The 21,163-nt window shown below is 70.6% G+C and carries 20 protein-coding genes; 13 read left to right on the forward strand and 7 right to left on the reverse strand.

Annotated features, from left to right (window positions below):
* Positions 1–104: 104 nt before the first annotated feature.
* Both ACTMTI_RS29750 and ACTMTI_RS29755 read left to right on the forward strand, forming a co-directional pair.
* The gene (locus ACTMTI_RS29750; RefSeq protein ID WP_441123858.1) at positions 105–1,151 is read left to right on the forward strand and encodes a sulfite oxidase; all 1,047 of its coding nucleotides are present in this window, start codon (positions 105–107) and stop codon (positions 1,149–1,151) included.
* Positions 1,152–1,293: 142 nt separating this feature from the next.
* Complete coding sequence (locus ACTMTI_RS29755) at positions 1,294–2,829, forward strand: WS/DGAT/MGAT family O-acyltransferase (protein ID WP_441123859.1); 1,536 nt, start codon at positions 1,294–1,296, stop codon at positions 2,827–2,829.
* Here ACTMTI_RS29755 and ACTMTI_RS29760 read toward each other — a convergent pair.
* Positions 2,767–3,324: a TetR/AcrR family transcriptional regulator gene (locus ACTMTI_RS29760; protein WP_441123860.1), complete on the reverse strand. Its 558-nt coding sequence runs from the start codon at positions 3,322–3,324 to the stop codon at positions 2,767–2,769. The two genes, ACTMTI_RS29755 and ACTMTI_RS29760, sit on opposite strands and share 63 nt — an antisense overlap.
* A 141-nt stretch (positions 3,325–3,465) precedes the next feature.
* Here ACTMTI_RS29760 and ACTMTI_RS29765 point away from each other — a divergent pair, with 141 nt between their 5' ends.
* Both ACTMTI_RS29765 and ACTMTI_RS29770 read left to right on the forward strand, forming a co-directional pair.
* Complete coding sequence (locus ACTMTI_RS29765; protein WP_441123861.1) at positions 3,466–3,678, forward strand: hypothetical protein; 213 nt, start codon at positions 3,466–3,468, stop codon at positions 3,676–3,678.
* A gap of 7 nt (positions 3,679–3,685) precedes the next feature.
* Complete coding sequence (locus tag ACTMTI_RS29770; protein ID WP_441123862.1) at positions 3,686–4,615, forward strand: aldo/keto reductase; 930 nt, start codon at positions 3,686–3,688, stop codon at positions 4,613–4,615.
* A gap of 131 nt (positions 4,616–4,746) precedes the next feature.
* Here ACTMTI_RS29770 and ACTMTI_RS29775 read toward each other — a convergent pair whose 3' ends face one another.
* On the reverse strand, positions 4,747–5,769 hold the full coding sequence (locus ACTMTI_RS29775; RefSeq protein ID WP_441123863.1) for a polyprenyl synthetase family protein: 1,023 nt from the start codon (positions 5,767–5,769) through the stop codon (positions 4,747–4,749).
* A 118-nt stretch (positions 5,770–5,887) separates the two neighbouring features.
* Here ACTMTI_RS29775 and ACTMTI_RS29780 point away from each other — a divergent pair, with 118 nt between their 5' ends.
* From ACTMTI_RS29780 to ACTMTI_RS29810, 7 genes are all read left to right on the forward strand, one after another.
* Positions 5,888–7,234: a cytochrome P450 gene (locus ACTMTI_RS29780; RefSeq protein ID WP_441123864.1), complete on the forward strand. Its 1,347-nt coding sequence runs from the start codon at positions 5,888–5,890 to the stop codon at positions 7,232–7,234.
* Positions 7,231–8,070: a terpene synthase family protein gene (locus tag ACTMTI_RS29785; protein WP_441123865.1), complete on the forward strand. Its 840-nt coding sequence runs from the start codon at positions 7,231–7,233 to the stop codon at positions 8,068–8,070. The genes ACTMTI_RS29780 and ACTMTI_RS29785 overlap by 4 nt, the downstream gene beginning before the upstream one ends.
* Positions 8,067–9,563, forward strand: a complete 1,497-nt coding sequence (locus tag ACTMTI_RS29790; RefSeq protein WP_441123866.1) for a prenyltransferase/squalene oxidase repeat-containing protein — start codon at positions 8,067–8,069, stop codon at positions 9,561–9,563. The genes ACTMTI_RS29785 and ACTMTI_RS29790 overlap by 4 nt, the downstream gene beginning before the upstream one ends.
* A gap of 135 nt (positions 9,564–9,698) precedes the next feature.
* A complete protein-coding gene (locus ACTMTI_RS29795) occupies positions 9,699–11,999 on the forward strand; it encodes a sensor histidine kinase (RefSeq protein ID WP_441123867.1) in 2,301 nt (766 codons plus the stop codon).
* A complete protein-coding gene (locus tag ACTMTI_RS29800; protein ID WP_441123868.1) occupies positions 11,996–12,415 on the forward strand; it encodes a roadblock/LC7 domain-containing protein in 420 nt (139 codons plus the stop codon). The genes ACTMTI_RS29795 and ACTMTI_RS29800 overlap by 4 nt, the downstream gene beginning before the upstream one ends.
* Positions 12,412–12,789, forward strand: a complete 378-nt coding sequence (locus ACTMTI_RS29805; RefSeq protein WP_441123869.1) for a DUF742 domain-containing protein — start codon at positions 12,412–12,414, stop codon at positions 12,787–12,789. Before ACTMTI_RS29800 ends, ACTMTI_RS29805 begins: the two co-directional genes overlap by 4 nt.
* Positions 12,770–13,357, forward strand: coding sequence for a GTP-binding protein (locus tag ACTMTI_RS29810; protein WP_441123870.1), 588 nt, complete (start codon positions 12,770–12,772; stop codon positions 13,355–13,357). The genes ACTMTI_RS29805 and ACTMTI_RS29810 overlap by 20 nt, the downstream gene beginning before the upstream one ends.
* 57 nt (positions 13,358–13,414) lie before the next feature.
* Here the strand turns inward: ACTMTI_RS29810 and ACTMTI_RS29815 are convergent, their stop codons facing one another.
* On the reverse strand, positions 13,415–14,167 hold the full coding sequence (locus ACTMTI_RS29815; RefSeq protein WP_441123871.1) for a TioE family transcriptional regulator: 753 nt from the start codon (positions 14,165–14,167) through the stop codon (positions 13,415–13,417).
* Positions 14,168–14,359: 192 nt separating this feature from the next.
* Positions 14,360–15,298: a hypothetical protein gene (locus ACTMTI_RS29820; RefSeq protein WP_441123872.1), complete on the reverse strand. Its 939-nt coding sequence runs from the start codon at positions 15,296–15,298 to the stop codon at positions 14,360–14,362.
* A 29-nt stretch (positions 15,299–15,327) separates the two neighbouring features.
* On the opposite strand from ACTMTI_RS29820, the gene ACTMTI_RS29825 reads away from it, so the two are divergent.
* Entirely contained in the window at positions 15,328–15,591 is a 264-nt protein-coding gene (locus ACTMTI_RS29825; protein WP_441123873.1) for a hypothetical protein, read from the forward strand.
* Positions 15,592–15,784: 193 nt separating this feature from the next.
* Here ACTMTI_RS29825 and ACTMTI_RS29830 read toward each other — a convergent pair whose 3' ends face one another.
* Complete coding sequence (locus tag ACTMTI_RS29830) at positions 15,785–16,666, reverse strand: SDR family oxidoreductase (RefSeq protein ID WP_441123874.1); 882 nt, start codon at positions 16,664–16,666, stop codon at positions 15,785–15,787.
* Positions 16,667–16,710: 44 nt separating this feature from the next.
* On the opposite strand from ACTMTI_RS29830, the gene ACTMTI_RS29835 reads away from it, so the two are divergent.
* Positions 16,711–17,652, forward strand: coding sequence for an AraC family transcriptional regulator (locus tag ACTMTI_RS29835; protein ID WP_441123875.1), 942 nt, complete (start codon positions 16,711–16,713; stop codon positions 17,650–17,652).
* A gap of 76 nt (positions 17,653–17,728) precedes the next feature.
* On the opposite strand, the gene ACTMTI_RS29840 is transcribed toward ACTMTI_RS29835, so the two are convergent.
* The gene (locus ACTMTI_RS29840) at positions 17,729–19,087 is read right to left on the reverse strand and encodes a hypothetical protein (protein WP_441123876.1); all 1,359 of its coding nucleotides are present in this window, start codon (positions 19,085–19,087) and stop codon (positions 17,729–17,731) included.
* Between the two features lie 468 nt (positions 19,088–19,555).
* A complete protein-coding gene (locus ACTMTI_RS29845; RefSeq protein ID WP_441124030.1) occupies positions 19,556–21,154 on the reverse strand; it encodes a solute symporter family protein in 1,599 nt (532 codons plus the stop codon).
* Positions 21,155–21,163: the final 9 nt, after the last annotated feature.

Here is a 21,163-nt window from a genome sequence, read left to right on the forward strand (position 1 = left end):
CATCTGACCGTCTCCAGCTCCCTCACCAGGGTAAATACATGGAGACGACGACAGGAGATTAGATGGTTTACAGGTAGGGAATAAGTGTTACGGAGGTGAGGTCCATGAGGCAAACCATGGCGACGATCGTGAAGCCGCTGCCCGGCCACCTGTTCAGAGTGCACGGCGCGAGCGCCGAGATGCGGTGGGAGGCCATGGCGGGGCAGGGATACCACACCCCGGCCGACCGGTTCTTCGTGCGGAATCACACCCACACCCCTCTCATCGACGTCACCACCTGGCGGCTGCGGCTGCACGGGCAGGGGATCCGATGTCCCCGCGAGTTCGGCTACGACGAGCTGCGCGCCATGCCGTCGCGGACGCAGGACGTGGCGATCGAGTGCGCGGGCAACGGGCGGCGGTTCTACGGGACGCAGCAGCACGAGCCCGCCCCCGGAACGCAGTGGGGCCTGGGCGCGATCGGGGTCGCGCGGTGGCGCGGCGTGCCGCTGAAACACCTGCTCAAGGAGGCAGGCGTGCGGCCGGACGCCGTGGACGTGCTGCCCACGGGGCTGGACGCGCCCTTCGAGGACTACGGCCACGTACGCAGGCCGCTGCCGATCGGCAAGGCCATGGACGACGTGCTCGTCGCCTACGAGATGAACGGCGAGCCGCTGCCCCCCGATCATGGATTTCCGGTACGACTGGTGGTGCCGGGATGGGCGGGAATTGCGTCGATCAAATGGCTCGGTGACATAGAAGTTTCAACAAGAAAGCTGTTCACCCCATGGAACACCGTCTTTTACCCGGACCTCACGACGCAACCCGTGAAGAGCGCTTTCGAGCTCCCGTGGAACGCCCGCCTGCCCCTCCCGGGGCCGCACATCCTGCACGGCCGATCCTGGTCGGGGCGGGGCAGGATCGTCCGGGTCGAAGTCAGCCTCGACGGCGGGATCAGCTGGCGCGAGGCCGAGCACCACGGCCACCACCTGGTCGGCGCCTGGTTGCCATGGCACATCGCATGGGCTCCCCGCCGCCCGGGCGGCCACGCGCTCATGGCCAGGGCGACCGACGAGACCGGCGCCACGCAACCGCTCGTCACGCCACGGCACCCGTTCGGCTATCACTTCGACGCCGTCGTGCAACACCCCATTCACGTTGTCATGGGGTAGGAAATTGTCACCGATACCGGTTGAGCTGGCGATTCTCATTACCCTGGTCCGGCGCATCTGAATTCATCTGAAAGACTCTCGCGGAAACCTTCCGGAAATCCCGTGGTGCCATCCTTCACATACGCCGGGATAAGGAGAGCAGATGCGCCAGCTGACCGCACTCGACGCCCAGTTCCTCAATGTCGAGACGGCGACCACCGCCGCGCACGTGGCCGGGCTGGCGATACTGGACTCCGCTGACGGCTCCCTCAGCAGGGACGCGCTCGAGGAGCTACTGCTCGACCGGATGCATCTCTCCCCCGCCCTCAGCCTGCGGCTGGCCGCGGTGCCGTTCGGGCTGGACCATCCCTACTGGGCCCCCGACCCCGGCTTCGACCTCGGCAACCACCTGTTCGAGCTGACGCTGCCCGCTCCCGGGAACGACTGGCAGCTGGCCGAGGCGGTCGCGGAGATCCACGCCCGCAAGCTCGACCGGGCCCATCCGCTGTGGGAGATGCACCTGATCAACGGGCTGCCGGACGGCAGGGTGGCCATCTACACGAAGGTGCACCACGCCGCCATCGACGGCATCTCCGGCGCGGAGACCCTGGCCACTCTGCTCGATCTCAGCCCGGACGGCCACCTGAAGCGCGGCAGGATCCGCACCACCGCGGCCGAGGACGGCGCGCCGCAGCGGTACGCCGCCCCGTCCGGCGAAGACCAGCACCAGGAGAAGGCGCCCGGGCTGATCGGCATGCTGGCCGGCGCCGCCGTTCGGACCGCCACGCACCCCGTGCGCGCCGCGCAGTCGATCGTGAGAGCCGCGGGCGACCTGGACGCCATCCCGCTGGCCGCGGGCCTGCCCGGCGCGAAGCTGATCGCCAAGGCCGCGCGGCTGGTCGCCAGGGAGCGGCCCGACCGGCCCGAGCTGCCCAGCCTGGCCGTGCCCCGCACCCCGATCAACGGCCCCATCAGCGCCCGCCGCCACCTGTCCTTCGGCTCGGTGTCGCTCAAGGATGTCAAGATCGTCGCCAAGGCCAACGGCCTGAGTGTCAACGACGTCGTCATGACGCTGTGCACGTCGGCCCTGCGCTCGTGGCTGCGCGAGCGGGACGCGCTGCCGGACGGGCCGCTGATCGTCGCCGTTCCCGTGGCGGTCCGTACGGCCGGAGCCAGAGACCTGGTCGGCAACCAGATCTCCGCCATGGTCGCCCCGCTGCCCACGCACGTCTCCGACGCCAAGCAGCGCCTGCGGGAGGTGGGCGCGACCATGGGCCGGGCCAAGCGGCGTTTCGCGCTGGCCCCGGCGACCTGGCTGAGCGAGCTGTGCTCCCTGCTGCCCGTCCCGGTCACCAGCCTGGCCACGCCGACGATCTTCCGGCTGGCGGGGATGGCGTTCCCGCCGATCAACCTGATCATCAGCAACGTGCCGGGCCCTCAGTTCCCGCTCTACCTGTGCGGCGGGCGGGTGCTGTCGTACTATCCGCTGTCCGTGCTGACCGACATGAGCGGCGGCCTGAACATCACGTGTTTCTCCTACGACGGCATGCTGGACTTCGGCATCGTGGCCTGCCCCGAGCGGGTGGACGACGTGTGGAGCCTGGTCGGCCACCTGCGTAAGGCGCTGGACGAGCTGCTAGACGAGCGCGTGGGCGATGAGTTCCGCGACAGCGTCGGGATCGATCTGGTGGCCGGTTAGCTGCCAGAGGTTCTCCTGGTAGAGCAGGACGGCGGCGAACATGGCCGCCGCCGCCTCCAGCCGGGCCGCGTCACCACGCGCGCCGGGCAGCGCCAGCTCCAGCGCGAACCTGGAGCGCCTGATCAGCTCGCCGTTGAGGCGCCCGAGCCGTTCCTTGACCGAGCCGTGTGTGTCGGCCTCGCGGAACAGGATGCGCCGCATCGCCGGTGAGGCGCGCAGCGGCAGCGCGCGGGCCAGCCGGGCCAGCGTCCCCGCGGGGTCGCCGGGGACCGCGTCGACCTCGTGCCCCTCCTCGATCTGCGTGCGCTCGTTGACGAGCGCGACCAGTACGTCGATCTTGCGCGGGAAGTAGTCCGAGAGCAGGCTTTTGGGCACCTTCGCGAGCTTGGCGATGACCGCAGTCGGGGTGGCCTCGAAACCAGAGCCCGCGAACAACTCTTCTGCCGCGTCCAGGATGCGTGTCCGCGCGTCACCCATCACCACAGCACGAACCATAGCGCCACCTGCGACTTCATCGCTAGAGACGCGGCCCTGCCGCCATCGGCTCGGGCGGGCTGGCCGTGACCGGGCTGGGGTTCCTGCTGCTCTTCCTGGCGCCGGCGCCGCTGGGCTACTGGCCGGGCGGGGGCGCTCGGCGTGGCCGGGGAGCCGGGCGCGGAGGGCGCGCGACTGGCCGAGCGGGCCACGGCGGCCTTCACCGACTCGCTGACGCTGACCAGCGGGGCGGGAGCGGCGCTGATGCCGGCGGGCACGCTGCTGGTGTGGCCGCTCACGCCCCGTGACCTGGATCTTTCCTCTGCCCATCACCAGGGGGCCGGGGATCGGGGCGGCCGGCGGGGGTGCGGATAATAGCGGAATGAGATCCATAGGCACCACGGCTCTGTCCGTTTTCCCGATATCGCTCGGCACCAATGTCTTCGGCTGGACGGCGGACAAGGAGACGTCGTTCGCGATCCTGGACGCCTACGTCGAGGGCGGCGGCAACTTCATCGACACCGCCGACGTGTATCCGTACTGGGCGACCGGCGAGTCCACCGCGGAGGTGATCATCGGGGAGTGGCTGGCCGAGCGGCGCAACCGCGACTCGATCGTCCTCGCCACCAAGGTCGGCATGCTGGAGGGACTGACGGGCCTGGCCCCGGCGACCATCCGCACGGCGGTCGAGGACTCGCTGCGGCGGCTGCGTACCGACTACATCGACCTCTACTGGGCGCATGTGGACGACCACGACACGCCGCTGGTGGAGTCGCTGGCCGCGTTCGACGCGCTGGTGCGCGAAGGCAAGATCCGGTACGTCGGCGCGTCCAACTACGGCGCGGCCCGGCTGGCGGAGGCGGTCAAGATCTCCGACGACGAGGGGCTGACCCGGTATGTAGCGCTGCAGCAGGAGTACAACCTGGTCGAGCGCGGTTACGAGGGCGCACTGCGGGAGGTGGTGGCCAAGGAGGGGCTGGCCAGCACGCCGTACTTCGGGCTCGCGCGCGGCTTCCTGACGGGCAAGTACGCGCCGGGCGTGAGCGTCGACAGCCCGCGGGCGGGCAAGGCGAGCGAATATCTGGCGACCGAGCACGGGCGCAGGACGCTGGACGCGCTGACCAAGGTGGCGGCCGAGCGCGGGGTGGCCCCCGCCACCGTGGCGCTGGCCTGGCTGGTGGCGCAACCGACGATCACCGCGCCGATCGCCAGCGCGCGCAACACCGACCAGTTCCAGCCCTTGATGGCGGCCGCCGGCCTGGCGCTGAGCGCCGAAGAGCTGGCCCTCCTGGAGGAGGCCTCTCGTCCCTGACCCCCACCTGGCGAACCGAGCGCCCCGGTCCCGCCTGGCGTGGCAGGTTCGTCCGGCGGGCCCACCCGGCCTACGCGCACGCAGCGCAAGGCGGGCGCAAAAGCGCGGGACGGGCGCGAAGACGCGGGGTGTCAGCGGACGCGGTTCACGAGCCCGTCGCACAAGGAACGCAGCTCTGTCGCGCCCGGCAGACATTCGTCGAGGACCTCGAGCGCCGCGGCCAGGTATCGGTCAGCCAGCGCCTGGGACGCGGCGCGGCCGCCGGCCTCCTCCACGAGGTGGGCGGCCCGCCGCAAGGACTCCTCGTCCGTGGCGCCCGCGGCCAGGATGGCGGACAGCTCGCGCGCGGCCGTACCGCCCGCGCCGACGGCCGCGAGCACGGGAAAGGTCTTCTTGTCGCGCCGCAGATCGCCGTGCACGGGTTTGCCCGTGACCCGGGGGTCGCCCCAGATGCCGAGCATGTCATCCGTGATCTGGAAGGCCACCCCGAGGTCGCGGCCCATCTGCCACATGCGCTCGGCCAGCTCGGCCGCGCCCCCCAGGGTCACGCCCGTCGCCGCGGCGGCGCCCAGCAGCGCACCGGTCTTGCCTGCGGCCATCTCGGTGTACTCGGCGACGGTGACCTCGTTGGGGCCGGCCCAGGGACGGTTCTCGAAGGCCATGTCGGCGGTCTGGCCCTTGACGAGCTCGATGAGAGCCGCGGAGAGGTAGCGCATGGCGTCCGGCCGACCGGCGAGCTGGCCGATGGCCAGGGCCAGGAGCGCATCGCCGGCCAGCAGGGCGGGGCCCACGCCGTAGGCCTTCCAGAGCGCGTCCCGGTGCCTGCGGCGCTCGTCGTTGTCGATGATGTCGTCGTGCACCAGTGAGAACGCATGCACCAGCTCCACCGCCACCGCCCCGGGCAGCGCCGACTCCGCGCCGCCTCCCACGGCCTCCGCACTGAGCATGGCGAACGCGGGCCGCAGGCCCTTGCCGCTGTCGCCCTCGTACGGGCGACCGTCCACATCCGACCACCCGAGCGTGAACGCGGCCATCCTGGCACTCCACGGATGCAGCGCGGAGACCGCCTCGCGGAGCGCGGGAACGAGCAGCCGCCGGCAGCGGTCGATCGCCTCACCGCCGGGCCGAACGGGGGCCGGATGCCCAGGCTTCATGCACGCTCCCCCATCAGTGCGATCTTGAATCTACACGGACGTTCGTGTGATACTCCACCGAAAGTTTAACTTTTGTCAGATTACCTGTCATAACAGACAGGCTCCCGTGGAGGTCCGCGTGTCGTTCGGCGGTGTGCCGACGCGTCAAGCAAGAACCGTTCCCTTCCTCCGCTCACTGGCCAGACACGCGCGTACCCCAGTCCACGCCTTCGAGGAGGCCGCCAGCCGCGCGGGCAGCGAGCTCGTCAGGCTGAACATGGGCCCCTTTCGCCCCTACCTCGTCACCCACCCGGACCACGTCCAGCACATCCTGAAGACCAACCAGCCCAACTACGTCCGGGCCGGCATGTTCTGGGACCCGTTGGCCCCGCTGCTCGGCCAGGGCATCCTGTCCGACGGCGATGGCTGGGCGGCAAGCAGGAAGATCCTGCAACCGGTGTTCTCGGCAAGGTACGTCAACTCCCTCACCGACCGCATGGCGCAGATCATCGACGAATTGATCGACACCACCATGGTCCCCAATCGCCGCTTCGACGTCGCCGAGGCCATTTCGGCCCTGATCCACCCCACGATCGTGCGGCTGTTCCTGGGTGCGACGATCTCCGACGCGGACATCGACCGGCTGGCCCCCGCCTACGACACGGGCGTGACGGCCAGGTCGATCAGGCTGCTGCTCCCGTTCGTGCCGCAGAGCTTCCCACTGCCCGGCGACAGGGCCTTCAAGCAGGCGATCAGGACCATTGACGAGGTCGTCTACCCCCGCATCGACTACGCCAAGCTGCGCGGCGGCGAGGAGGCCGACCTGGTCTCCAGACTCGTCGGCGTCCGCCGGACCGAGGCGGACGCGGACCGGCTGATCAGAGACGACATGGTCGCCGTGCACGGCGCCGCCACCGAGACCTCCGTCACCGCGCTCACCTGGGTCTGGCCGATCCTGGACGCGCATCCGAAGATCGCCGCCAAGGTGTACGAAGAGGTGCGGCGGGTGGTCGGGAACGGACCCGTCACAGTCGCGCACCTGCCGGAGCTGACGTACCTGAAGATGTTCGTGGACGAGCTGGTGCGCCTCTACCCGCCGGGCTGGATCCTGCCCCGTACGGCGGTGGGAGCCGACACGATCGGCGAGGTCGAGATCGCGGCCGGATCCACCGTGGTGCTGAGCCCGTACCTGACGCACCGGCTGCCGGAGTTCTGGAATCGGCCACTGGAGTTCGACCCTGAACGGTTCGCGCCGGGGAACGACCACGGGCGGCACCGGTACGCGTACTTTCCGTTCGCGGCCGGGCCGCACGCCTGCCTGGGACCTCGGCTGTTCATGATGGAGGCGCTGCTGCTGATCGCCGGGATCCTGTGCAGGTACCGGCCGATCCTGCACACGACCGGGCCGATCGCCCCACGGCTCGCCTCGACGCTGCGGCCGGCGACCGGGCTGTCGATGACGCTCGTCCCGGCAGGGCACTCATGACCGATCTCGGCACGGCGGCCGAGCTGGGCAGGACCAGTGCGCTGGCGGTCGAGTGCGCGCGCGACTTGGCCCGCCACGCCGCCGAGCACCCCGGACTCTTCCCCGCCCGGCCCTTCGACGGGGGCTTCTTCCACTCGCTGGGACTGGTCGGCGCGTTCGGCTCGCCCTGGGCCACAGTGGAGGAGCTGAGGGTGGTGAACCGGGCGGCGCTGTGGGTGTTCGCAGCGGACCTGCTCGTCGACCGCGTCACCAGATCCCGTGACGAGTTGGCCGCGCTGGTCGCGGACTGCCTGGCCGTAGCCGGCGGCGATGTGGCGCGCAGCCCGCTCGCCCGGGTACTCGCCGGGCTCCGCGATGACGTGGGGGGCGACCCCCGATGGAGCGACCAGCTCCGGCGCATGCTTTCCGCCATGCTCCAGGAGTGGGACTGGCGCGAATCCAAGACCACGGTCGACCTGGACGTCTATCTGCTGAACGCCGACAGCTGCGGTTCCTCCTTCGTCAACCTCTCGCACTGGCTGTACATCGGCGAGGCGTGGACGCTCGCCAACCTGGACCTCGTGCGCGAGGCGGGCGACGAGGTACAGCGTTATCTGCGGCTGCTGAACGACCTGGCCACGTACGACAGGGAAGCGCGCTGGGGCGACGCCAACGCGCTGGTGCTGGGCGCCCGGCGTACCGAGGTGACGGAGCGGATGGCGCGGCACGCCCGTACGGCCGCCGAGCTGATCGCCCCGTTCTGCGAGACCAGTCCCAGGACCGCGCTTTACCTCGAGCGGCAGGTGGGCTTCAACACCGGCTTCTACGGCGTTTCCGACTACTGGGGAGAGCTGTGAGCACCGCCCGCGAGGCAGACGCCCTGGTCGCCACGCTGATGGCCACGCCGTGGGGTCAGGTGTCCGCGTCGATCTACGAGACCGGGCGGCTGGTCACCCTGGCACCGTGGCTGACCGGACATCGCGAGCGCATCGACTTCCTGCTGGCGACGCAGTCCCCGGACGGGTCGTGGGGCGCGCCGGGCAACTACGGCCTGGTCCCGACGCTGAGCGCCACGGAGGCCCTGCTCACCGCCGGTGCGGTGGACGCCGCCCGCCGAGGATTGGCCGCGCTGCGAGAGCGGCTGCCGCGGGCGGCGAACCTGCCGGACATGCCGGCCGTCGACCTGATCGTTCCGTCGCTGATCGCTCTCATCAACGCCCACGGCGTAGGCGAGCCGCTCCCCCTGCCTCCCGGCCTGGATTACTCCCGCGTCGAGCGCGTCCGCCACGCGGTGGCCTCCGGCGCGGAGCTGCCCGAGAAGCTACTGCACGCGCTGGAGGTGACGGGCCTGGCGGCGGGCGGCGCAAGCTCCGTACAGCCGACGGCGATCGGCACGATCGGCGCCTCTCCCGCCGCGACCGCCGCCTGGCTCGGCAGCGGCGTCCCGCTCGACGCCGACTCCGCCAGGAGCCATCTGGAAGCGGTCGTCACCAGGTACGGCGGCCCGGTCCCCGTCGGCCTGCCCATCACCGTGTTCGAGCGCGGCTGGGTCCTGAGCTGGCTGGCCCGGGCCGGCATCCGCGTTGCCGTGCCGCCGGAGATGGTGGCCGACCTCAGAGCGGCGATCGGCCCGGCCGGCACGCCTGCCGGACCCGGGCTGCCGGCGGACGCCGACACGACGTCCGTCGCGCTGCACGCGCTGGCGCTGCACGGCGTGGCACGTGATCCGAAGAGCTTGCTGGCGTTCGACACAGGGAAGCACTTCTGCACCTGGCGGGGCGAGGACGGCTTCTCCATCAGCGTGAACGCCCACGTGCTCGACGCGTTCGGCGCGTACGCGGCCAGCCGGCCCGACCGGGCGGGCACGTACGCGCAGGTGCGGAAGCGGCTGGCGAGTCTGCTGGCCGAGCGGCAGCGGCCGGACGGGAGCTGGGACGACCGCTGGCACGCCTCCCCGTACTATGCGACGCTGAGCTGCGTCCTCGCGCTCGGCGAGTACGGCGGCCCTGGCCGCGCGCCCACCGTGGACAGAGCGCGCGAATGGCTGCTGGCCACGCAGCGCGCCGACGGGTCCTGGGGACGCTGGGAGGGCACTCCGGAGGAGACCGCGTACGCGGTGCAGGCGTTGCTACTGCCCGAGGCGGTACGGGGCCACGGGGTCGAGGAGCGTTTCCGGCAGGCCGCCGCTCGGAGCCACGAGTATTTAGGGCGTGCGAGCGAAATGTCAGATTATCCGCCAATGTGGCATGACAAGGACCTTTACACCCCCATAGCCGTCGTGGGAGCAGCGATCCTGGCAGCACGACATGTTATAGCATGTGCGATTCGAACAGTTCAGATGAGGACGTAGTACTACGTAGCGGTATTACCCGCCTTGAGTGTGGTTTGAGGCGTTGCTAAGGTGTCCCGGGTGCCGAAGCCAAGAAATACTCGCGTATGCCTTGACAGCCGGCTTAACGTAACCCCCTGACCTGGACGGCCAATTATGCGTTTGCGCAACTTCGGCGTGCGAACAAAGGTGACAGCCCTGCTGGTGTCGCTGGTCGCCCTGTGGGGTTTCGCCGCCTGGGTTACGCTGCGCGAAGGTGTGAATCTGGTCGGCGCCACCACCGTCGACAGCGGCGCCGTGCAGCCCAGCGAGCGCCTGCTCGCCGAGCTGCAGCGGGAGCGCCGGCTCACTCTGGTGGCCCTGGGCACCGGCGGGCGGATGCCCGACAAGATGCTGCGCGACCAGCGGGTCAGGACGGACGCGGCGCGCGCGGAGCTCGCGCTGTCCGCGACGAGCGCCAGCGTCCAGTTCGCGGCCGACGCCCCGCTGAGGCGCCGCATCGACGAAGTGTTGCACAGCGCCGAGGGCATCGGCACGGTCAGGAAGACGATCGACGCCGGCCGGTCCGAACGCGCGCAGGCGGCCGACTCCTACAACAAGGTCATCGACTCGGTCTACCACATGTTCGATTCGGTGGCCTCGCTGGACGACAAGGAGATCGCCAAGGACGCCCGCACCTTGCTCGCGATCAGCCGGTCGAGCGAATATCTGGCCCGCGCGGACGCGCTCGTCGCCGGCGCGCTGGCCAAGGGCGGGTTCACACCGTCGGAGCACACCCAGTTCGTGCAGCTGTCCGGCTTCTACCGCATCTCGCTCGAGCAGGCCGCGGCCCAGCTCCCGGCGGAGGAGGCGGCCGCGTACAGCGCCTGGGCGAAGTCCCGCACCGTGGGCCAGTTGCACGTGCTGGAGCAGCGGCTCGCCCAGCAGTCCGGCACCGGCTTGCCCGCGGTGGTGACCAGCACGGAGTGGCGCTCGAGCACCGAGCCCGCCCGCGCGGCGCTGGAGAAGCTCATCTCCGACGGCGGCGACCGGCTGGTCGACCGGGCCGTGCCCGGTGCCGTGGGCGTCATCATCCGGCTCGTGCTGGCCGGCGGTCTCGGCCTGTTCGCGGTCGTGGCGTCGATCATCCTTTCGGTCACCACGACCAGGTCGCTGCTGGCGCAGCTCAAGAAGCTGCGCGACGCCGCGCACGAGCTGTCGGACGAGCGGCTGCCCGGGATCGTCGAGCGCATCGGCCGCGGCGAGGACGTCGACGTGGCCGCCGAGGCGCCGCCGCTGCAGTTCGGCGACGACGAGATCGGCCAGGTGGGCCAGGCGTTCAACACCGTCCAGCGCACCGCGATCAAGGTGGCCGCCGAGCAGGCGGAGCTGCGCCGCAGCATCCGCGACATCCTGCTCAGCCTGGCCCGCAGGACTCAGGGCCTGGTGCACCGGCAGCTGACCGTCCTGGACGTGATGGAGCGCCGCGAGACCGACCCCGAGGAGCTGAAGGAGCTCTTCCGGCTGGACCACCTGGCCATCCGCATGCGGCGCAACGCCGAGAACCTCATCGTGCTCTCCGGCTCCTCCCCTGCCCGTACCTGGCGCCGCTCGGTGCCCATGGTCGACGTGGTACGCGGTGCGCTGGCCGAGGTCGAGGACTACACCCGCGTCACGCTCATGCCGATGGGCGAGGTCGTCCTCATCGGCCGGGCCGTGGGCGACGTCATCCACCTGCTCGCCGAGCTGATCGAGAACGCCGTGTCGTTCTCGCCCCCGTACACGAACGTGCAGGTCAGCGGCCAGCTCGTGGCCAACGGGTACGTGATCGAGATCGAGGACCGGGGCCTGGGCATGAAGCCCGAGGACCTGGAGTCCGCCAACGCGCGCATCGCCGACCCGCCCGAGTTCCGCATCACCGGCACCGCCCGGCTCGGGCTCTACGTGGTCAGCCAGCTGGCCCGGCGGCACGACATCCAGGTGGTGCTCAAGGCGTCCCCGTACGGCGGGACCACGGTCGTGGTGCTGCTGCCGCAGGAGCTCGTGCAGCTCGACCCCATGCCGCAGCCGCAGGGCGGCGGCCGGGAGCGGCTGCCGCGCCGGGCGACGGCCGTGGCCACGGCGACGCGTCCGGTCGCCGCGGAGAACGTGCGCACACTCAAGCCCGCGCGCCCGGTCCCCGTTCCCCCTCGCGCCCCCGAACCTGAACCCGAACCTGTACCTGAAAGTCCAGCCGAACCGGAGCAGCAGCCTGTGGCCGAGTTCACGCCGTCAGGGCTGCCGCTCCGCGTGCCGCAGGCCAACCTGGCGCCAGCGCTGCGTACCGACACGCCCACGCAGCCCGATCTCGAGGAGGACGATGACGAGCGCTCGCCGGAGGAGATCCGCAGAATGATGGGATCTCTGCAGTCGGGCACCCGCCTTGGCCGCACCGAGGCGGCCAGGATGCTGGATGAGCAGTCGGGAGGCGAGAAATGACCCCCTCTGCGGGCACCGATCTCAACTGGCTGCTCGACGACCTCGTCGGGCGCGTGAAGGAGGCCGAACACGCCATCGTGCTGTCCTCCGACGGCCTGCTGATGGCCTCGTCGGCCGGGTTGCAGCGGACCGACGGCGAGCACCTGTCCGCCGTGGCCTCCGGGCTGCAGAGCCTGGCCAAGGGCGTCGCGGAGCAGATCTCCGGCGGCGCGGTGCGGCAGACGGTCGTGGAGTGGAAATCCCAGTTCCTCATCGTCACCACGGCGGGCGAGCGGGCCTGCCTGGCCGTGCTGTGCGCGCAGAACGCCGACATCGGGCTGGTCGCGTACGAGATGGCGATGATGGTGGCCAGGGTGGGGCAATACCTCACCTCGGGAGCCCGCACCGCCGAGGCCGTCGCGAGGAGCGACCGGTGACAGGCCCGGACGACCCGACGGACGAGCACTGGGTCGACCCGGAGATCATCCGGCCCTACGTCGTCACCAGGGGCCGGACCCAGCCCGCGCACGGCAGGTTCGACCTGATCTCCATGGCTCTGGCGATCGGTCCGCCGCCGGGCCCGGACGCCGGGTTAGACCCCGAACACCTGCGTATCCTCCAGCTTTGCCGTGAGCCCAAGTCGGTCGCCGAGATCGCCGCGCACCTGGACCTGCCCGCCGGCACCATCCGCGTGCTGCTCGGAGACTTGTTCGACCGAGAACTCGTCTCTGCTCAGGAACCCCAATCCGAGGTGGACATGCGTGACATGAAGATGTATAGGGCGGTGCTCGATGGCCTTCGCTCGCTCTGAGCGCCCGCGCCTCCCCACGGCAATCAAGATCCTCATTGCCGGCGGCTTCGGCGCGGGCAAGACGACGATGGTCGGCGCCGTCTCCGAGACCCGGCCGCTGCGGACGGAGGAGATCCTCACCGACCGCGGGATCGGCGTGGACGACCTCACCTCGGTGGAGGCCAAGCGGACCACCACCGTGGCCATGGACTTCGGCCGCATCACGCTCGGCACCGAATACGTCCTGTACCTGTTCGGGACGCCGGGGCAGGAGCGGTTCTGGTTCGTGTGGGACGAGCTGGCGGAGGGCTCGCTCGGCGCCGTCATCCTGGCCGACACCCGGCGCCTGGCGGACTGCTTCCCGTCGGTGGACTATTTCGAGCGCCGCGGCACGCCGTTCGTGGTGGCGGTCAACTGCTTCGAGGGGTCGCCGACGTTCGAGCTGGACGAGGTACGACTGGCGCTGCAACTCGACCCGTCGATCCCCATCATCATGTGCGACGCCAGGAAACGGGACTCCAGCAGGGAGGTCCTGATCGCGCTGGTCAAGCACTCGGCCAGTCTGCGTGCGGAGCCGGTCGGCAGCTGATCGTCCCCTCGCGCCGGCGACACTGGCGCGCGGTGCCGGCGGCGCGGGTGAGGCGGTCTACTCGGCCGTCGCCGCGCCGCCGTCCTGGCGCTCGGCCTCGGTGAGAGCGCGCAAGCGGAGGTACGCGTCCAGTTCGGCGGCGCCGCCCAGCATCGAGCGCCCGCGGGCGGACAGCCTGCCGTGCCACTCGCGCAGGGCGGCCTCCAGGGGCGCCAGCCCTCCGGCGGACCGTACCTGCGCGAGCAGCGGGGCGATCTGCTCCAGCAGATATCCGCCCCGCCTGAGCTGGCGCGCCAGCCGGGCATCCCGTACGTCGGCCGCGGAGTAGACCCGGTAGCCGGTGTGCGGGTCGCGTCGCGGCTGGACCAGTCCCGCGCGCTCCCATTTGCGCAGCGTCGCCGGTCGGATCCCGAGTTTCCTGGCCAGCGGCCCGACGAAGGTGACGCCCGGCTCGGGAGCGCTGGGCGGCTCCGGCGGCGCCAGATCACGGAGCGCGCTCTCTACGGCTTGGAGGGTCCGTCGGTCCTCGAGAAGCTGGGCGTGGCTCTCGTCGATGAGCTTCAAGGCGTCCTCGGTCGCACCCCGGTTCACCGCCTCCATGATCGAGGTCGCCGTCGGGTGGCCGTGCGCGGGCACCAGGGCGACGAACGCGCGCAGGGCTTGCGCGTGGAGCGAGGTGTAGGTGCGGTAGCCGGTGGACGTGCGGCCGGCAGGCGGGAGGATGCCGGCCTGCTCGTAGTTCCTGATCGCCTGCGTGGACAGGCCGTGCCGGCGCGCAAGGTCCACCGGCCGGAGTCGCTCACCGGACATGGGTGCCTCACCGTGTTGAAGGTCTGGCCTCGTGGGGCGCCGGGATTCGGCTCAAAGTTTACACAAGGGGTTCAAGGATACCGTTGAAGGTGTGAGCGTGCGGCTTACATGCTGGCAGCCGCTCGCCCCGCGCCCCCGATCGTCTACGGCCCGGCGCCTCGACGACCACCTCTCCCCCACCGGGGTCGGGGATCACCATGGTTCCACCGTGAACGCGCCCTTGCGGGTGCCCAGCTCGACCAGATCCGTCTCGACCACGGAGAGCGGATCGTCCAGGGGAATCCGGAACGTACGGATCTGGCTCGGCCCGAAGTCCGCCGTCAGCCTGATCCCGGCCAGCGGCAGGTCGAGCGTGGCGACGGCGGCCCGCCCCGTGGTCTCGACGGCGCGGACGACGAGGTCGCGCGGCGCGTCCTCGTGCCGCTTCACCGCAGTCACCATGACCTGGCCGCCGCCGTCATCGAGGTAGCCGCAGGCCGCGGGCAGGGTGCCGCGGTGGAAGCTCTCCAGCATCGCGCGCACCGGGGAGCTGAGCACCGCCGCCCGCCGCGTCAGCCCGGCGGCCCGCCAGTCGCCGGCGTGCGGCACCAGCAGGTACGTGAACCGGTCGGTGGTGGCCACCGGCTGGATCGGCTGGCAGGGCACGTCCGTGCCGTCGGCGTCCACCACCCGCACGCCGGTGGGCGCGAGGCCGTACTGGATCTCGACCCGGGTCCTGACCGGCCACGGGTGCGGGTTGAAGACGACCACCGGCTGGGTGCCGGTCTCCTCGGGGACGTGGATGTCGCGGGCGATCACGTTGTGCGCCCTGGTGATGATCCGCTTGGCGATCGCGACCGCCTCGCCGAGCTGGTCGCGGGCGTCGTCGTAGGCGGGCTCGATGGCCGAGCCCGGCAACACGTCGTGGAACTGGTTGAACAGCACCTGCTTCCACGCCCGCTCCAGGTCCGCGCGGGCGTCGTGGCCGGCGATCGCGGCCCACCGCTCCGCCGACAGCACCGCCGCCTGCGCCCTGCGCTGCCACGCCTTGACGCCGGAGTGCGAGGAGTAGCAGCCGGCCGCGTGGTGCTGCAGGTTCTCGCGCCACACCGGCAGCTCGGCCAGGCCGCGCTCGCCCAGCCGCTTGGCCACCTCGTCGAAGTAGCGGCGATTATCCGGGCGTGCAGCAGCTAGGCACCGTCACGGATCCCCTCGGCCGGCCGGCGGTCGGCCTCGCGGCCCCGTTCGAGAGCGCCGACGGCCGCGGGAAGATCCAGAGAGAGGTGCTCTTCGACCAGCGGACCGGCAAGGTCCTGGGCAGCCGTGACGTCCAGCTCGAACCAGGCCCCAACAGCGAGAAGTGGCAGGTTCCCGGCAGGATGCTGGGCTACTGGCTGGTCGTGGACTCGGGCTGGACCGACGCCAAGCCGGCCCTTCCCGACTAGGGCGCGGGCGGTCAGCTCCCGCGCCAGGCCGGCCGGCCAGGCGACCCGCCGCGCCGGCAATGCCCGAGGGGCGATCTCGCCGCTCGTCTCCACCGTCGGAGACTCCGGCGGCGATGACCGCAGTCACCCAGGGCCGTGACGACCTTGGGCGACTGCCGGTTCGGGTCGGTCGCGCCGGTTTCGGGTGAGACGGTCAGGCCGGCCAACCGCCTGCGGCCGCAGTGGACTGGGCGAATTCGGCGAAGGTCCGCGGCGGGCGGCCAAGGGCACGCTGCACGCCGTCGGAGACGTACTCGTCCGTACCCTCCCTGAGTGGCTCAATGACGTCCGCGAAGGCTTCGGCCTCCGCGGGCGGCAATCCCTGCCGAACGAGTTCCGCGACGTAGTCCTCGGCAGAGAGCGGCACATAGCGGATTTCGCGGCCGGTGGCCTCGGAGATCGTGGCGACCGCCTCGGTCAGCGTCACCGCCCGGGGTCCGGACAACTCATAGACCTGGCCCGCGTGCCGGTCCTCGGTCAGCGCGGCGACCACAACCGCGGCGATGTCCTCGGCATCGACGAAGCTGGCAGCCCCACCGCCGGCGGGCAACCGCAGCTCACCGGCGCGGATGGCATCGGCGAAGAAGCCCTCGCTGAAGTTCTGCGCGAACCAGCCCGGCCTGCTGATCGTCCACTCCAGACCGCTCTCCCGCACGGCGGCCTCGCTGTCGACGAGGCCCTCCAAGATGCCGCTGCTGTCCTTCGCGTAGTCCGGATCGTCGATCCCGCGCCCCGAGGCCAGCACGATCCGCCGCGCCCCATGCCGCACCGCCCGCTCGATGAACGGGCGAACAAGCTTCGTGCCGTCCAGTTGCACGATGTAGATGGACCGCACGCCCTCCAGAGCGGCATCCCAGGTGCCGCGGTCGGTCCAGTCGAAGACGTGCTCGCCGTTCCGGGCCGCCGCGCGAACCGGCAGCCCCTTGGCCCGCAGTCGGCTGACGACGCGGCGACCGGACTTACCGGTCGCCCCGGTGACCAGAATTGGATGTTCAGACATGACCCCAGTCAACCGGCTGGTGCTGAGACGATCCATGGCTTGGAAGCTCTGCTTGATGTCTAGGCGTCTACACTGAGGGCATGGACGCCGTGTCGGAGCTGTTGGCAGAGGTACGGGCGCGCGGCGCCGTCTTCCGGCAGACGATCATGCGACCGCCCTGGGCCCTGCGGATGGCCAGTGGCGCCCCGCTGACGCTGGCCACGATGCTGCGCGGCCGGGCCTGGATCGTTACCGACCAGCACGAACCGGTGCCCATCGACGTCGGCGACATCGCCGTCATCCGCGGCGACGCGCCCTACACGGTGGCCGACGACCCCGCGACCACACCCTCGCTGGTGGTGACCAGCGCCGACTACTGCCCGGGGGCCGAGGGCGTCGAGCCCGCCTCCGGGCCCGCCCGGACCTGCGGAACACCGGCCGACGGGGCCGCCGTGCTGGTCAGCGGGGCTTTCGAACGCCGGGGAGAGCTCAGCGAACGACTGCTGCAGGCCCTGCCCGCCGTGCTGGTGGTGCCGGCCGAGGGCAGCCCCTACCCATCGGTGGAGACGGTGGCCGAGGAGGTCGCCCGAGACCGGCCGGGACAGCAGCTGGTGCTGGACCGGCTGCTGGACCTGATGCTGGTCTCCGCGCTGCGCAGCTGGTTCGACAACCCAGACGCCGATGCCCCGGCCTGGTGCCGCGCACTGGACGACCCGGTCGTGGGTACCGCGCTGCGGCTGTTGCACGACACACCCGCCCACCCTTGGACGGTGGCGGACCTGGCGGCCAAGGTGGGGGTGTCGCGGGCGGCGCTCGCCCGGCGGTTCACCGCGCTGGTCGGCGAACCGCCGATGTCCTACCTCGCGGACTGGCGGATCGCCCTGGCCGCGGACCTGCTGCGGAAGACCGACCATACGGTGGGCACGATCGCGAGGAAGGTGGGCTACGCCAACGCCTTCGCGCTGAGCGTGGCGTTCAAGCGACTACGCGGCACTCGGCCCAGTGATCACCGGAGCCCGGAACCCGGGTGGCGGGCCGGGTGAGGCCCACCACCCTGGTCACACCGAACTCAGACCTCGACCGACCCGAGGCGTTTCACCGCGGTAGCTCTCCGCCCTCCTATGACGTCATCCGGGTGAACTGGCTGATCGCCCCACGCGCGTGGACACCCAGGCTGTAGACGACCCGCGAACTGGTGGGAGCGAGCACCGGGCCGGCGTGGTTCATCACCCCGGTCAACCCGATCGGGCGGCACCATTGCGGCAGGCCCTCCCCGATGCACCCGGCGTACGCCAAGTCGCCATTGCCGGAACGGCGCAGGTGGGTGACTGCTCCCCACGCGAAGGCCTGGCCTTGGATGCTCCCGTAGACGCTCGTGCCGTCGGCGGTGACCGCCACGTCGACGTACTGGCCCTGGGGACCGGTGGCATGGCACCCCGCGACGTAACCGATGCAGCCCCAATAGGCGATGTCCCCGGTGGTGGTGTCGCGGTGCAGATGGGTGACACCACTCGGTCCCGACACGTAGAGGCTGTCGCCGGCCTGGGTGATCGCGCCCTGGGTGATACCGAGCAGGCCGTCGGTGGCGGGGATCGTGCAGCCGCCGGCCCCGGACTCGCCCACACATCCCGCCTCCGTGAGCGAGCCCGTCGTGAGGTCTCGCCGGAAGTGCGTCACCGAGCCGGGCCGCTGGGCCACGACGTAGAGGCTGCGCCCGTCGGCGCTGACGACGACGTCGCCCGAGGATGTCATGACGCCGGTGCGGCCAATCGGGGTGCAGCCCGGCATCGCCTCCCCGATACAGCCGCTGTAGGCCAGGCGGCCAGTGACGCCGTCACGCCGCAGGTGGTACACCGCACCCTTGCCGCCGCCTGCCGCGTACAGGTACAGGTCGCGGCCGTCCGCGGTCGCCGTCAGCGCGTTCTGTGACGTCGCCCAGGGAGCGAGCCCGGGCAGGGCCGCCACACTGCCGCACGACGGATCCCAGACGCAGAAATCCGTCACGAGGTCGCCATTGGCCGCCGTGCTGAAGCCGACCACGGCGGCGGGAGTGGGCACGTACACGTGGACGCCCGCGGTCACCACAGAGCTGGCGGCGTACAAGCGGCTCGGGATCTCCTCATCGTTCACCTTCGTCGGGCGGCACCCCGGAAGACCGCCCATGCAGCCAGTGAGGGACAGCGTGTCGTTCCCCGCCCGGCGGAACGTGGAAATCGCCGGCTGCGCCGTGCCTGACCCACCATCGCCGCCGGCCACGACGTAGACGGTGATCCCATTGCCCGACAGCGCCGCCGCCGACGCCCAGTCCAGCGGATTGACCGGGCCGATGTCCACGGCACCGGGCACGTTCTGTGAGATCGTCCGGACGAAGACGAGGTCGCCCACCGCTGCCTGCGCGCTGGTGGGAAACGCCACGATCAATGCCAGTGCCGCGGCGATTCCCGCAGCCCACCGTCTTGTACGGCCAAGAGCCAGCACGTTGCGCTCCTTTCGTCAGATCGACGATCGGAGACGCCCTTGTCCTTCGGAATGCGCCCCGAATTATCCGGACAAGACCGTACAGACAACGGCCGATTTCGCCGCCCGCCACAAAGACCGGCCCGAGGCCGGCGCTCCTGGCTGCGGCGCCTACGGGGAGAGCCTATGAATGGCAGGAAAGTGCGGGACGCCGCAACCTTTCCTGGTGGGCGGACAGTGCCCTTGGAGGACGGCCACACCCGCGCACCGAGGGCCCGGCCTGGGAGATGGCCGGGCCCTCGGTGCGGAAGGCGCCTCCAAGGGGCAGGCGCCTCCGGTGAATCGGGCGCCTGGGCGGCAGGCACCCTTGGAAGGACGCCTCGGAGGGGTGGGCGCCCTTGGGATGGGCGCCTTGGGGGGCAGGCAGGCGCCCTTGCGGGCGGGCGCCCCTCCTGGGGGGGTAGACGGGCGCCCACATGGGTCAGGCGATCAGTGCTTCACGGCCTGCTCTGCGCCCACACCGGTGAGCGAGCGGACCTCGATCTCGGCGTACTTGGCGGCGTTGTACTCCTTGCTGAGGATCGTCCCGAGCCACCCGCACAGGAAGCCCAGCGGGATCGAGATGATGCCGGGGTTGCTCAACGGGAACCATGCGAAATCAGCCGTCTTGAACAGCGCCGTCGGCCCGCCGGACACCACCGGCGAGAAGATCACCAGCAGCAGGGCGGAGACCAGGCCGCCGTAGATGGCGGACACGGCCCCCACCGTGTTGAACCGCTTCCAGAACAGGCTGTAGAGGATCGCGGGCAGGTTGCCCGAGGCCGCCACGGCGAACGCCAGCGCCACCAGGAACGCCACGTTCTGCCCCTGCGCGAGGATGCCCAGGCCGATCGAGACGGCGCCGATGACCAGGGCGGAGATGCGGGCCACCACGACCTCCTGCCGCTCGCTCGCCTGGCCGCGCTTGAAGACGTGCGCGTACAGGTCGTGGGAGAAGCTGGAGGAGGAGGCGAGAGTCAGCCCGGCGACCACGGCGAGGATGGTGGCGAAGGCGACGGCCCCGATGAGCGCCAGCAGGATCGTGCCGCCGAACGAGCCGAAGATCTCCTCGCCGATCCGCTGGGCCAGCATGGGCGCCGCGGTGTTGCCCGCCTTGTCGCCCGCGACGATCGCATCCTTGCCGACCAGGGCCGCCGCGCCGAAGCCGAGGACCAGGGTCAGCAGATAGAAGGTGCCGATGAGGCCGATGCCCCACAGGACCGACTTGCGGGCGTCCTTCGCGGTGGGCACGGTGTAGAAGCGGATGAGGATGTGCGGCAGGCCCGCCGTGCCGAGCACCAGCGCCAGACCCAAGCTGATGAGGTCGATCTTGCCGGCCACGCCCTGCGCCTCGGTGCCGTACTTCAGGCCGGGGCTGAGGAAGCTGTCGGGGTTGGCCTTGGGTCCGCTGGTGGCGGCGGCCTGGCCGAGCAGCGCGGACAGGTTGAAGCCGAACTTGCCCAGCACCAGCAGCGTCACCAGCGCGGCACCGCTCATCAGCAGCACGGCCTTGACGATCTGGACCCAGGTGGTGCCCTTCATGCCGCCGAACACCACGTAGACGATCATCAGCGCGCCCACGCCGACGATCGTCCACGCCTTGCCCGCCGGGCTGGTGATGCCGAGCAGCAGGCCGACCAGCGCGCCGGCGCCGACCATCTGGGCCAGCAGGTAGAAGATGCTGACCACGATCGTGGACACGCCCGCGGCCGTGCGAACCGGGCGAGGGCTCATCCGGAACGCCAGCACGTCCGCCATGGTGAACTTGCCGGAGTTCCGCATCAGCTCGGCCACCAGCAGCAACGCGACCAGCCAGGCCACCAGGAACCCGATCGAATACAGGAACCCGTCATAGCCGGACAGCGCGATGATGCCCGCGATGCCGAGGAACGACGCCGCCGACATGTAGTCCCCGCCGATGGCCAGGCCGTTCTGCACGCCCGTGAACGAGCGGCCGCCCGCGTAGTAGTCGGCGGCCGTCTTGGTCTGGCGGCTCGCCCAGAAGGTGATCCCCAGGGTGGCGGCGACGAAGGCGAGGAAGAGGATCATCCCCAGCGT

It is taken from the genome of Nonomuraea sp. H19 (assembly GCF_052068215.1).
Taxonomy (GTDB): domain Bacteria; phylum Actinomycetota; class Actinomycetes; order Streptosporangiales; family Streptosporangiaceae; genus Nonomuraea.